Source organism: Mammaliicoccus sp. P-M59 (assembly GCF_022386135.1).
Lineage (GTDB): Bacteria > Bacillota > Bacilli > Staphylococcales > Staphylococcaceae > Mammaliicoccus > Mammaliicoccus sciuri_A.
Genome location: NZ_JAJNJJ010000005.1, coordinates 144273 through 158446 on the forward strand (window position 1 = coordinate 144273; position 14174 = coordinate 158446).

Below are 14174 nucleotides of genomic sequence, written 5' to 3' on the forward strand. Positions count from 1 at the left end.
ATGCAATTGAAATAAATATGTCTCATTTCATTCATTGTAAAAATACAATATAATAATGAGTAATAGAGTCTAAAGGATGTGTTCTTAATGACTATCGAAGGATTAATTGAAAGATATAAAAATGAATTGCCTGACAAACAAGTAACAGAAGAAGAATTCGAATTAATGATATCCAATATTGGAAATCCTACTTCCAATGTTCGTGAAGATAATTTTGATTTAATTGCGCGTTTAATTATAAGTGGGAAATTGGAAGATTATCAAATGCTACAGTTACTTGAGCATTGTGAATTTATTTTAGGTAGTGTTAACCAAAGTGATACTGAACATCTTGTGCTGGATAGAAGTTTCAGTGCGCTTATTATCGGAATCATTGTTGAATATTTAGAAGAACGTAATCAGTTACCTCAGCATGTTTACGAGAAGATTATAAACTTAGCGATTGATTACATGTATAAGGAATATGATGTTAGAGGATATGTACAAGGGACAGGATGGATGCATAGTGTTGCACATGGATCAGATTTACTCGCAACATGTGTTAGATCTAAATATTATTCAAGTGAATGTAATAAAGTGATCTTAAAGGTCATCGCTAAAAAACCTTATCAGTTAAATACTGATTTATCTTGCTATATAGATGATGAAGATGAGCGACAAGCATTTATCATTGAAGCATTACTTGAAAAAGGACTTACAGATCAAGAATTGAGTAATTGGGTAAGCGAGTTATTCGTGACAGTTAATCAAACAGATTTAAATCAATCTGAAGAAACATATTTAAGTTATTTTAGAATAAGGAAAAATATAAAAGATTTCTTGAAGACATTGTATTTTAGACTAAAATTTAATCAAAAATGTCAGGTAACCCAAGATAAAATAGAAGAAATCCTTAATAAGTTATACTTAGAATTAACACAACAAGGAGAATAAAAATGAGGATAAAATTTTATGTAGCAGGTAGTTTTGGGAAATAATAGATTTGTTATCATTTAGACTGCCGGAACACTAAAAACCTCTCTAGACAAGGACTAGAGAGGGTTTAATGTATACCTTAAAATTTATTAAATTTCAGTTTTTCTATAACATGGTCGTGATTTTTATATAGTACGAGATCTGCTCTGTTTTTAGTTGGCAAGATGTTTTTGATTAAGTTGACTTCGTTGATATTGTCCCATAGATCTGTTGCTATTTTTAAGGCTTCGTCTTTTGGGATGTCTCGATATTTATAGAAATGTGAGTCTGGCTTCTGGAAGGCTTCTTCTTGAAGTAGTAAGAAGCGGTTAAGATACCATTTCTTCATATTTTCTATTGTTGTGTGTAAATATATTTTGTAATCAATATAATCACTTACGAGTTCTTCTTCATGTGGACTTACTTGGAAGATGTTCACGCCTTCTATAATTAGTATGTCCGGACAGTTTATGTTGTGATACTGGTCTTTAAGACGGTCGTATGTGATATGTGAATACGTGTATGTTGGAATGTTAGGCTCGTTGTTTTTAATTTGTTTTAAGTGACTGATTAATGTTTTTGTATCATAACTTTCAGGAAATCCTTTTTTAGAAAGTAAGTCTTTATCGATGAGTTCTTGTTTAGGCATGATATAACCATCAGTCGTAATCAGATCAACTTTCCAGTCCGCGTTATATTCTTGCAGTAAGTTTAAAAGCAGTCTTGAGACAGTGCTTTTTCCTACAGAAACCCCTCCTGATATTCCAATAATAAAAGGTGGTGTATTATTTTTGTTATGTAATTTGTTGTTAATGTTAGATGAATAATCTTTATGGAACTTAACTTTGTTTGTCAAAAAATTAATGAGTGGCAAATAGAGTTCATTAATTTCTGAATTTGTTAAGTTATCATTTAAACTGATAATTTCTTCTAAGTTTAAATGACTTGTATCCATATCTAATTTAAAATTTGTGTTTTGCCATTCTTCTTTTGTGAATTTCATAATGAGTTCCTTTACTTAAGAATTTTTCACTTTTTACAGTACTCGTATAGGGTAACATAAATAGTCATGAAAGTGCTTTATTAATTTAGAAAAATTCTTATATAAGGTAAGACATTTAAAATTCTGCTATGACAAGTTTGCCTTCAAGGACTTGGTTTACAAAGTTTACGGTTGCTTCTCTTGATATAGGGTTATGTCCGAGCTTTTTATTGTTGTATAATATGAACTTTATGTTTGAACTGTTTATTTCGTATTTATCTAAGAAACTACAAAATGGATCGAAGTGTCTAGTCATATCAGTCTCACATAATCTGTTTTGGATGTAGTAAATTTTAGGCACATATTTTTGTTTGCGGAATAAGCTTGTGATCGACAGTCTAAGTGCGTATTGTTTTTTGATATAATCGCGTGAACGGTTGGGAAATATTTTAGTGTATAATTTTTCGACGTTCACTTTATCGTAACGATCTACGTAACATTGTGGATTGTTCACTACAGCAGTCGAGCCTTTATGCAATGTTGCTAAATACATAGACATAAAGCCACCTGCTGATGAGCCACAATAGACGACATTTTGAGATTCTATTTGGAGTGCTTGTGTGACTTGTTGCGCAATCTCAGAATAGTCTTTTAAGAAATGACGTTCTTCTCTTCCTACACCCCAACCTATACGTAATTGTTTATAATGGACAGTTCTGTCATCTATATAAAGACAATTTGCATTGAAATCTTCATGCCATTTACTTCTCATAAAGACAGGCGGTTTACTTTTAGACGGATCAATCGCGCCATTCGAAAATACAACTAATTTATGATTATCTTCTTTAAGATTTAATTTGATATAGATGTCTAAATCATCTTTCATGATTTTCACAACTTGATGATTATGCGCCCATAAAAGGTCATTGTTCAAATCTTCGTAATTTAATGTTTCCATGATGTGAAACACTCCTAATGGTTAATATTCATTACAAATACTTAATATAAAATTCAATATAACAAAGTACTCTAGCAATTAACAATTATATAGTGGAAATTTACAAAAACTTAACAAAAAAGAGGCTAGGCATCATGCCCAACCTCTTCTTAAAGGGATTAAATATTGAATAATCTTTGGAAGAATCCTTTTTTCTTAGGTTCTTCTTCAGTTTCTGATTTGATTTCTTCTTTTACTTCTTCTTCTTTGTTTTCTGAAGGCGTTGAAGTTTGTTCTAATGTCGTTTCAGGTGCTTTTTCTTCAGTAGATGCTGCTTTGTCAGTCGTTTCTTCTTTAGATGTAGTTGCATCTGCTTCTTTCGTTTCTGCTGCTTTATCAGTAGTCGTTTCTGGTTTAACAGCAGTTTCTTTATCTTCTGATTTCACATCAGCTTGAGTTTCTGATTTAGCTGGCTCTTCAGCTACAGCAACTTTTGTTTCTTCTTTTTCTTCTTGTTTGTTCGTTTCAACTGATTCACTAGAAGTCTTATCTTCTGAAACTGCTTTAGAACTTTGTGATTGTTCAGCTTGTTTCGTTTCAACTTTAGTATCATTCTCTTGAGCAGTAGCCTCTGATTGTTGAGGTGCTTGTAATGCTAAAGTTTGTTCTAGTTTCTGTTGTTGAATATGTACTTGTTGCAACATTTCACCAAGCATTTGTCTTTCTCTACGCATATGTTGAACTTCTAATCTTAATTCTTCAATTAAATGTTGTAGTTCAGGTGTTTGATTAGCAGGTTCGTTTTTAACAAGAACTTGTAAAAAGTCTTTCTCTTGTTCTAGTGTTTCGAATGCTTGGTCATAACTATTTGTTTCTTTAACCTTTTCCGCTATTTCTTGGAAAAGTTCAATATCTTCTTCTTGGAAGTCTGTCGCTTCTCTTCCACGATATTCTGTCTTAGAAAGTTGATATCCTCTGTCTTCTAAGTGCTGTACAATTTTTCTAACTTGCTTTTCACTAAGACCTACTTTAGTTGCGAATTCTTTAGTTAACATATTATAAATCATCCTTTATTTGACAGTAATTTAATAGGTAGGGTTGTCTATCGGCAGACAACCGTCACACTTCCCTTTATACATTACATGTTAATAACAGAAAGTTCAAGTATTTATTGTATTAATTGTGAAAAGTATTATATGCAAAAAAGAAATATGTTATTATTTAGGAGATTAGAACAATAAAAATTAATATTGGAGCTGTTAGATATGTCTAATAATACTGAGAAAAAAGCTTTTAAACCAATTTGGATTATTGTTAGTTTTGTTGTATTAATTGGAATATTGTTATTACCGACTTCAAATGATTTACCTGTTATGGCAAAATGTGCGCTAGCGATTTTAGCTTTTGCAGTTATTATGTGGGTAACAGAAGCAGTAACTTATCCTGTATCAGCGGTCATGATTGTTGGCCTGATCGTTGTACTCATTGGATTTAGTCCAGTTCAAAATTTAGGAGATGCTTTAGGTAATCCGTCAGCAAATGGAAAAGCTTTAGAAGGAGATGCATTACTAGGTACAGGCAATGCATTAAAAATGGCTTTAAGTGGATTTTCAGGATCTGCAGTGGCACTCGTTGCAGCAGCATTATTCTTAGCTACAGCGATGCAAGTAACCAATTTACATAAACGTTTAGCATTACAAGTACTTTCTATTGTAGGAAACAAAACAAATAGAATTGTTATCGGTGCAATTGTAGTTTCTATTATTTTAGCATTCTTTGTACCTTCAGCTACAGCTAGAGCAGGAGCTGTTGTACCTATATTATTAGGAATGATTGCTGCATTTAATACATCTAAGAACAGTAAATTAGCAGCATTATTGATTATTACAGCCGTGCATGCCGTCTCAATATGGAATATAGGTATTAAGACTGCCGCCGCTCAAAATATCGTGGCGATAGGATTTATTAATAAATCAATGGGGCAAGATGTTTCTTGGGGTGAATGGTTCTTATATGCAGCACCATGGGCGATTATCATGTCAGTCGTCTTATACTTTGTAATGATTACGGTCATTAAACCTGAAGAGAAAGAAATAGAAGGTGGAAATGAATTAGTTAAAGCACAATTAAAAGAATTAGGACCAGTTTCAGCAAGAGAGTGGAGACTCATTACGATTTCTGTCTTATTATTATTTTTCTGGTCTACCGAAAAAGTGCTCCATCCGATTGATTCATCTTCAATAACAATCATCGCATTAGCAATTATGTTAACACCTAAAATCGGTGTCTTTACTTGGGAAGATGTTGAGAAGAAAATTCCTTGGGGTACAGTTATTGTTTTTGGAATTGGTATCTCACTAGGAACAGTATTGTTGGAAACAACAGCGGCACAATGGTTAAGTGATAAAACATTTGGATTGATGGGACTTAATCATATGCCATTAATCGCAACCATTGCACTCATTTCAATTTTTAATATTTTAATACATTTAGGATTTGCGAGTGCAACGAGTTTATCTTCAGCATTAATCCCTGTATTTATAGCCTTAACACAAACATTAAATTTAGGAGATCAATCTATCGGCTTTGTACTTATACAACAATTCGTGATTAGCTTCGGTTTCTTATTGCCAGTTAGTTCACCACAAAATATGCTGGCTTACGGTACAGAAACATTTACAGTTAAAGACTTTATAAAAACAGGCGTACCACTCACAGTCATTGGATACTTATTAATTATTTTGTTCAGCATGACATATTGGAAGTGGATAGGATTGATATAGAGGAGAAGATGTGAGTTAAAGGCAGAATAAACTCACGAGATTGTAAAAGATGTGAGTTAAAGGCAGAATAAACTCACGAGATCGCAAAAGATGTGAGTTAAAGGCAGAATAAACTCACGAGATTGTAAAAGATGTGAGTTAAAGAGGAAGTAAACCCACGAGATCGCAAAAGATGTGAGTTAAAGAGGAAGTAAACCCACGAGATTGAAAAAGATGTGAGTTAAAGGCAGAATAAACTCACGAGATTGTAAAAGATGTGAGTTAAAGAGGAAGTAAACTCACGAGATCGTAAAACATGTGAGTTAAAGGCGAAGTAAACTCACGAGATCGCAAAAGATGTGAGTTAAAGGCCAAGTTAACCCACAAGACTATAAAAAAGCCGTTCAATTCCCAAAAAATTGAACGGCTTCTTCTTTTCTCTATTTAAATTAATTGTCCGATAAATACGGCGATGATGATAATTGGAAGTACAAATTTAACTAAAAAATACCATGTATTCACAAAGAGTCTTCCTTTTTTAGTATCGCTCATATTTAATTCTTTCATAATGATTTCTTTATTGAATATATGACCAACGAAGATGGTTACGCCTAATGCACCTATTGGCATTAAGATGTTCGCGACTAAGTAATCCATATTATCAAAGAATGTACCGACACCGAATGTAAAGTCTTGGAGTAATCCGTTTGAAAGTGCTGATGGTATCCCGAATATAAAGACTAATATACCAATGATATATGACCATTTTTTTCTATTATCATTATTATTTTTAGTAATGTTTGAGATGTTCAATTCTAATAACGAAATTGAAGATGTAATGGCTGCGAATAAAAATAATATTAAAAATAGTAAATAGAACAATTGCCCGACAAACATTTGATCAAATACTTGTGGAAGGACGATAAATAATAATCCTGGTCCTTGGTTAGGTTCTAATCCAAATGCGAAAATAGCTGGGAAGATGGCTAAACCGGCTGCTATTGATACAGCTATGTTCATCCATACTATGGCATTCGCACTTTTGACGATATTTGTTTTACGATCTAAATATGAAGCGTATGTCATCATACCGCATGTACCCAGTGATAATGCGAAGAACGATTGTCCTAAGGCGTATAGTATACCTTCAGCACTTAAATCTGATACTTTTGGTTGTAGGAAATATTGAATTCCGTCTAAAGCACCGTCTAAAGTGATCGATCTAATAATGACAATTACGAACGATATAAATAACAGTGGCATCATGACTTTTGAAGCTTTCTCGATACCTTTTTCTACACCTTTACTGACAATGACTACAGTGAAAAGTATAAAAGCAAACTGACTCGCTAATGAATAAAATGGGTTAGATATATAATCATTAAAGATGTTCCCGTAATTATGTGATTGCGTTAATCCAAGGCTGTCTAAAAGTGTACGTATAATATATAGAATGATCCAACCACCGATAACACTATAGAATGAAAATAGTACAAAGACTGTTAGATTTCCAAGCCAGCCTACTAAATTCCAAGATGATTTACCAGATACTTTTTTGAAGATGTTAGTAGAATACGTTCTACCGTAGCGTCCCAATACAAAATCACTTAAAAGTAGTGGTAAGCCGACAAGCAATGTGAAAATAATAAATATTAATAAAAATGCGCCACCACCGTATGTTCCAGCCATGTATGGGAATTTCCATACAGCACCAATTCCTATAGCTGACCCGGCGCTTGCGAGAACGAAGCCGATACTGGACGACCATTGAGATAAATTTTTCATATATATTCCTTCTTTTAATTTGATATTCACTTTAAAGCGGTAAAGCTTTTAAGTAAAAAAATAAAACTCACAGCAATGAATTCTACACTATATTTTTGGATAATGCAATATTAAAAAATATCGGCAACATAAGTTAGTTGCCGATAGGGTATTATAATTATTAGAACGAATAAATTACTTATTCGCCGATTGAACCGTTACTTTCATCATTCCAAGCGATGATTCTATCTACTGGTAATCTACTTGAATCATGTGGTGGTTTAACACCTTTACCAATAGCAATTAAATGAGCTGGTACATATCTAGAAGTATCAATGTTTAATGCTTCTAATACAGCTGTTTTATCGAATCCGCCGATAGGGTTAGTATCATAACCGTGATCAGTCGCAATAAGCATTAATTGCATAGAAGCTAAGTTTGCATCCATTAAACCTTGTGCATTAAAGTAACTTTCGTCAGCACTGCTAATCAAATTTGAAATTGTTTCAATAAAGTAATCTTTTGAATTTTCATCCATATAACCAAGTTCAACATTCTTCTCGTAAATATCGCTCACGTATTCAGCGTGTTTTAAATCTGCAAGTACTAGAATAATTGCACTTGATGAATGTAATTGTCTTTGGTTGAACTGTACAAGATGGTCTAATTTTTGTTTTGTTTCTTCAGAATCGATGATAACAAAGCGCCATGGTTGTAAGTTGATTGATGAAGGTGCTTTAGTAGCAAGTGCTATCATTTCTTTAATTTCTTCTCTTGGAATTTTGAAGTTTGGATCGAATTCTTTAACTGATTTTCTTTTATTAATAATTTCAGTTAATGAAAGCTTTGAGTGTGTCATTTTATTTCTCCTTTTAGTATGATGTCATTATAATGCACCAATTAACTAAAAAAATAAAATGATTAGCTTACGAATTAAATTTTTTTAGGAGGGATTGTCATTGGAATCGAAAAAATTAATCTCAGAACTGGATAAACCGATTTTTCTAGCGGGTATGGCTGGAGGTATTACAACACCTGACTTAGTGGCTTCAGTTTGTAATGAAGGCGGCTTTGGACAAATCGGTGCTGGATATATGACGCCTGATGCTTTAGCTAAAGATATAGACCAAATTAGACAAATGACAACTGAACCGTTTGGCATCAATCTATTCGTGCCAGAGTATCCAGCTATTGATCATGAAAAAGTTGATTTTATGAATAAAATATTACATCCCATAACTGAAAAATTAAACAGCAAACAAATACAAGATGTTTCAATAGATGTGAATTTTGAGGACATGTTAAACGTGATTATAGATAAACATGTTGAATATGTAAGCTTTACATTTGGTAAGCCTTCAGAAAGTCTCGTTCGCACATTACATGGCCATCATATTAACGTAATAGGAACAGCAACAGATTTAAATGAAGCTCAAGCTTTGGAATCCATAAGTATAGATGCGATAGTGATTCAAGGTAGTGAAGCGGGTGGTCATAGAGGATCATTTGACCAATCATTGCCAGAAAATCGTCTTACAACTGAACAATTGTTTAATCAAACGTATCCTTTGATTAACGTGCCATTAATAGTAGCGGGCGGTATCACGACACCAGAATTAGCGAAACGTTATATTCAAAAAGGTGCTCATGCAGTTCAACTTGGGACAGCATTCTTAACGACACATGAAAGTGGTGCACCAGATGTGCATAAAGCGCATATATTAAAAGCACATCCTGATGATATTATATTAACGAATACGTTTAGTGGTCGTTATGCAAATGGTATTATAAATCCGTTTATACAGTATATGGAACAATTTAAAGAGGATATTTGTCCGTATCCGATTCAAAATATATTAACACAACCTTTAAGAGGGCAGTCTAAAAAGTTAAATAATCCAGATTATATGAATTTATGGTGTGGTACAAATCCAGAAGGTGCTAAAGATGAAAGTGTCCAGGAATTAATGGAAAGATATCATAAAGCAATAAAAAGCTGACATCGCAATCGATGTCAGCTTTTCTAACTTATAAATCCATAGATTCTAATAATTCATATACAAATTCACGATCGTTTTCATTTCCGTGTATGTACTTGTTGATGTAACAAGAACGAATGCTCGGTGAGATAACGTCTTTTTGAAGCGGCAAGTATTGCTTAATATATAAATCTATTGGCGTAGGTGCTAATGATTTTTGTGGATTTGGTTGTATATAAGGGATGTCTTGTTGAACTTCATAACCATGTCTATTAAAGAAGTTCTTACGCAAAATCGCTTCTTCTTTACCACTGTTGTTCTCGTATGATTCTTCTCCAAACGATTCCAACATAATCATGTTAGCATCTCTTCCATGAACATCTTGAGCATGTTTATGCAGTTCTGCTTCAATTCTTTCCAACGTTTGTCCGCCAACACGCTGATTGCGGTATTCAGGATGCGTCATTAAATAAATAATAAAAGCTGAATTTGTTGTAGGTTCATAATGACCTGTAGACAAACTTACGACCGTGTCATCAATTAAACCAACTAAAAATATATAATGTTTCTTTATGTACTCAGATGTAAGCGAATGGATGAAGACGTGGCGGTCTTCTCGCACCTCTGCTTTGAAAATATCTTCATACATTTCTAATGCTTTTTTGAATAATGGATCATCGATAGATGTGACAACTTCAAAATTCATAGTTATGAACCCCTCATAATCAATATTTTATAATATTATAACATAAGATTTTAATGGTAGTACTATCGTATTGAGGAAATAAAAAGAGAGACCAGGACATTACATTATGTCCTAGCCTCTTAAGTTATTATATTGTCTTATTTAGGGTTATCATCTGTAGGGTTATTGATATCTGCTTCTTCATGTCTCACTTTTTCAGAAACATGTTCAGTATCTTGAACTTTATTTTTCTTAATGACGATTTCTTCAGATACGACATTTTCTTTTTCTACTTTTACACGTTCTTCGTGTAATGGAATGTGTACAGAATCATCATCATTAGCGTTAAAGTCTTCGTCTACTTTCTCATTAACTGGTCTACGTTCGATTGTTACTTCTTCACGCTCAACCGGTACATCAAATTCTTGTTCTTCTTCAACAACATGTTTATCTACAGATGCTTCACCTGTTTCAACATTCTCTTTGTCTACATTTAGACGTTCTTCATGAAGTTGAACAGACTCTTCATCTACATTGTTATCTTGTGTGTCGTTAGTGTAAGATGTTTCACCTACATTATTATTTTGTGTGTTGTTGTTATAAGACTGCTCAGAAGTGTGAACATTTGTATCTTGTTCATCTTGGCTAGTAGAGAAGTTAGATTCACGTGTTGTTGTTTCATCTGATGTTGGTGGTTCAACACTTTCATTTGGTTTATCGTAGTTTAAGCTTGAACGTTCTCTTTCTACATCGTCATCATGCACTCTTGAGAATGATGATTCATCTTCTCTTGTTAAATCTTGTTGATCTTTAACATTATCTGTTTCACCATATTGAGCAGTCGTATTTGTCGTTTCACGATTATTTAAGTCTTCTAAGTCTCTTTCATTATCGCTAGAGTAGACTCTTCTATCGTCCTGTACGTCATCTTCTGTTTCTTGTTGTTCTCTATGTTCATTCGCATATCCAGCTGCGCCAAGACCAGAAGCACCTGCTAAATTAGCTGAAGTTGATGTTTCTTGATGGTCGATGTTTGAATCATCCACATCATCGTGCGCTACATCTTCTTCATTAATATTATTGCCATATCGATTTGTATTTACATCTCGATTCGTTTCAGCTTCGTTATCAAATGATGATGCATCTGTTTTTTCTGTATCTGCATTATCCACATCTTGAGTTAAATCATTTTCAGATACTTCATCCTGCTGATTAAATTCATCTTCTCTTTCAGCTTTATCAAAATCAGATGTTTCATTCACATCTTCCTCTTGATCTGAAGATGAATGCGCAGCAGCGGCACCAGCGCCTGCAGCACCTGCACCTAATCCAGCACCAGCAGCTGTACCTTTAGATACGCCACTTTCTTCACTCTCATCACTAGAAAATGGTTTCGTATTATCGTAATGCTCATTTCCTGTTTGAGAGTCTTTAGGGTGATCTGAATCATAGTTTTCAGTATCACTTATATTATCATTATCAACATATAATAGTATTTTTCCGTTATTAAGTTCTTGTTTATAGCTATCTAATTCTTCTTCTGGCACATTTAAACTAGATAATACACGTTCTTCAGCACTTTCACCTGAGAATAGTGCAGTAATCTTGTCGCTAAATGAACCTCTAGAGTTCTTCACTTTAACATCCGTGTAGTCTAATGAGTTATCATCTAACTTGTCTTCGGAAATAACTTGTAAGTCACTTTCTCCGACACCTTCTTCTTTCAATTGATCAATACGTTGCAGTAAATCACTTTCGTTACTAAACTTTTCTATTTTACCCATACTAAAACCTCCATAAATTTGTAATGTGTAAAAATCTTATCAACAGTGATTATGCTCTAGGTGTTTACATACTTAATAAATATTGTCTACGTTAATACAATATAATTCTCAAATACCCTTGTGGAGGAGAATCAAACAAAATTCAATCAACTTTCTAATTATTTAGATTTTTCAGTTTATTTAAAACCTCTTAAAATAGCGTTAACATAAGGTTTTGCCTATTGTAAAAGTACTGATATTTTGTTATTATCAATGAATAATTTATTACTAAAAACTCATATAATCTGAAGAATATGGCTTTGGAAGTTTCTACCGTGTTGCCTTAAACGACACGACTATGAGTAAATGAATAACACTGGAATCAGACTATCCAAAATGGTGTGGTTTTATATTATTTTTTACTCATCTTACCTATTTTTTAGGATTAAGGTGTGTTTTTTTTAATCTAAATGAGGAGGCGAGTAGTGTGAGGACACTACAAGATAGGGTTAAAGAAGATGGTGTAGTCATCGATGAAAAGATTCTCAAGGTTGATTCATTTTTAAATCATCAAATTGATGCAAAGTTAATGTATGAAGTTGGTCAAGTTATTACGGAACATTTTAAAGACAAGAAAATCACGAAAGTACTTACGATTGAAGCGTCAGGTATCGCACCTGCAATAATGGCATCTTTACATTTAGACGTGCCATGTTTATTTGCGAAAAAAGCAAAACCATCTACAATGACATCTGAGTTTTATCAAACAGATATTCACTCATTTACGAAAAATACAACGAGTACAGTGGTTATTGCGAAACAATTTTTAAATGAAGACGACCATGTATTAATTATTGATGACTTCTTAGCGAATGGCGAAGCATCATTAGGATTACATCGTTTAGTTCAAGCAGCAAACGCAACAACATCTGGAATTGGAATTGTTATAGAAAAAAGTTTCCAACCGGGTAGAGAGAAGTTGGAATCTGAAGGACTAGAAGTCTTATCTCTATGCCAAGTTGCTTCATTATTAGGAAATACAGTCAAACTGGTAGGAGAATAACATGAAAAATTTCATCTTAAGTGTTCAACATTTACTTGCTATGTATGCGGGTGCCATAATGGTACCTATTATCGTCGGATCTGCTTTAAAATTCACACCTGAAGAAGTGGCTTACTTAGTCGCAATTGATATCTTTATGTGTGGTGTAGCAACATTTTTACAAGTATATAAAGGAATAGGAATTGGACTGCCGGTAGTCTTGGGATGTACATTTACAGCTGTAGCACCAATGATTCTAGTTGGTAATACACATGGTATCGGTGTGCTATATGGTTCTATATTTCTTTCAGGGATTATTGTAGTCTTAATTTCTCCATTTTTCTCGTATTTAGTAAAATTATTTCCACCTGTTGTTACAGGAAGTGTTGTTACAATAATCGGTATTACGTTAATGCCAGTTGCCATGAATTATTTAGCAGGTGGTCAAGGTGAAAAGAACTACGGAGACAGTAAAAATATATTCTTAGGTTTATTTACATTAGTGATCATCTTATTAATACAAAGATTATCTAAAGGGTTCATTAAATCTATAGCGATATTACTCGGTTTATTAATAGGTACAACCGTCGCTTCCTTCTATGGATTAGTGGATACATCGAATTTAAGAACGTCGAATTGGTTGGAACTACCTAGACCATTTAGATTTAGCGGGTTTGAATTTGAATTTGGTACAACGATCGTCTTTGTCATTATTGCAATCGTTAGTTTGATTGAATCAACAGGCGTGTACCATGCTTTAAGTGAAATTACGAAACAACCTATATCAAGAAAAGACCTATCAAAAGGTTATAGAGCTGAAGGGATTGCGATTATAATTGGTTCAATCTTTAATGCATTTCCATACACAGCTTATTCTCAAAACGTTGGACTTGTGTCATTGTCTGGCGCTAAAAAGAATCAAATCATGTATATGATGGTTGCATTATTGATCGTTTGTGGTTCGATACCTAAACTTGGTGCATTAGCAAGCATGATTCCATTTCCAGTATTAGGTGGTGCGATGATTGCAATGTTTGGAATGGTTATGGCATACGGTGTGAAAATGCTTGGTGGCATAGACTTTAACAAACAAAACAATTTACTCGTGATTGCCGTATCAGTCGGGATTGGTGCAGGTATTACAGCGGTACCTCAAGCGCTTGAAACATTTGGAGAAGAGTATGCTTGGTTAACACAAAACGGTATCGTATTAGGTACTTTCTCAGCTATTATATTAAATTTATGTTTTAATGGATTAAACAATCAACAAAACAGTGAAAATGTGAAATAATAAATATGAAAATAA

12 protein-coding genes and 1 riboswitch are annotated in these 14174 nt (G+C 33.5%); of the genes, 5 read left to right on the forward strand and 7 right to left on the reverse strand.

The features are described 5' to 3' along the window. The first annotated feature begins 87 nt into the window (after positions 1–87). Positions 88–933: a DUF2785 domain-containing protein gene (locus tag LQ617_RS09415; RefSeq protein WP_239740206.1), complete on the forward strand. Its 846-nt coding sequence runs from the start codon at positions 88–90 to the stop codon at positions 931–933. Between the two features lie 121 nt (positions 934–1054). Here LQ617_RS09415 and coaA read toward each other — a convergent pair whose 3' ends face one another. From coaA to LQ617_RS09430, 3 genes are all read right to left on the reverse strand, one after another. Beyond that, positions 1055–1957 carry a type I pantothenate kinase gene (coaA, locus tag LQ617_RS09420; protein WP_037589445.1) on the reverse strand — a complete coding sequence of 301 codons (903 nt, stop codon included), beginning with the start codon at positions 1955–1957 and terminating at the stop codon, positions 1055–1057. A gap of 115 nt (positions 1958–2072) precedes the next feature. Then, entirely contained in the window at positions 2073–2894 is an 822-nt protein-coding gene (locus tag LQ617_RS09425) for a YqiA/YcfP family alpha/beta fold hydrolase (protein WP_126476349.1), read from the reverse strand. Between the two features lie 158 nt (positions 2895–3052). Further along, positions 3053–3928, reverse strand: coding sequence for a midas domain-containing protein (locus LQ617_RS09430; protein ID WP_239740207.1), 876 nt, complete (start codon positions 3926–3928; stop codon positions 3053–3055). 210 nt (positions 3929–4138) lie between these two features. Between LQ617_RS09430 and LQ617_RS09435 the strand changes: the two genes are divergently transcribed. Beyond that, the gene (locus tag LQ617_RS09435; RefSeq protein ID WP_037589435.1) at positions 4139–5656 is read left to right on the forward strand and encodes a DASS family sodium-coupled anion symporter; all 1518 of its coding nucleotides are present in this window, start codon (positions 4139–4141) and stop codon (positions 5654–5656) included. Positions 5657–6079: 423 nt separating this feature from the next. On the opposite strand, the gene LQ617_RS09440 is transcribed toward LQ617_RS09435, so the two are convergent. Beyond that, positions 6080–7420 carry a sodium-dependent transporter gene (locus LQ617_RS09440; RefSeq protein WP_204258862.1) on the reverse strand — a complete coding sequence of 447 codons (1341 nt, stop codon included), beginning with the start codon at positions 7418–7420 and terminating at the stop codon, positions 6080–6082. Between the two features lie 178 nt (positions 7421–7598). Beyond that, positions 7599–8258, reverse strand: coding sequence for a nitroreductase family protein (locus LQ617_RS09445; protein ID WP_048540236.1), 660 nt, complete (start codon positions 8256–8258; stop codon positions 7599–7601). Between the two features lie 100 nt (positions 8259–8358). On the opposite strand from LQ617_RS09445, the gene LQ617_RS09450 reads away from it, so the two are divergent. Further along, entirely contained in the window at positions 8359–9399 is a 1041-nt protein-coding gene (locus LQ617_RS09450) for an NAD(P)H-dependent flavin oxidoreductase (RefSeq protein ID WP_239740208.1), read from the forward strand. A 28-nt stretch (positions 9400–9427) separates the two neighbouring features. Here the strand turns inward: LQ617_RS09450 and LQ617_RS09455 are convergent, their stop codons facing one another. Together LQ617_RS09455 and LQ617_RS09460 are read right to left on the reverse strand one after the other, a co-directional pair. Continuing rightward, positions 9428–10084, reverse strand: a complete 657-nt coding sequence (locus LQ617_RS09455) for a GNAT family N-acetyltransferase (protein WP_037589426.1) — start codon at positions 10082–10084, stop codon at positions 9428–9430. Between the two features lie 137 nt (positions 10085–10221). Continuing rightward, positions 10222–11847 (reverse strand): DUF2382 domain-containing protein, encoded by a 1626-nt coding sequence (locus LQ617_RS09460; protein ID WP_239740209.1) that lies wholly within the window; start codon positions 11845–11847, stop codon positions 10222–10224. Between the two features lie 255 nt (positions 11848–12102). Next, positions 12103–12205, forward strand: a riboswitch (purine riboswitch). A gap of 108 nt (positions 12206–12313) precedes the next feature. On the opposite strand from LQ617_RS09460, the gene xpt reads away from it, so the two are divergent. Continuing rightward, entirely contained in the window at positions 12314–12889 is a 576-nt protein-coding gene (xpt, locus tag LQ617_RS09465) for a xanthine phosphoribosyltransferase (RefSeq protein ID WP_037589423.1), read from the forward strand. 1 nt (position 12890) lies between these two features. Beyond that, complete coding sequence (locus tag LQ617_RS09470; RefSeq protein WP_037589422.1) at positions 12891–14159, forward strand: nucleobase:cation symporter-2 family protein; 1269 nt, start codon at positions 12891–12893, stop codon at positions 14157–14159. Positions 14160–14174 lie beyond the last annotated feature (15 nt).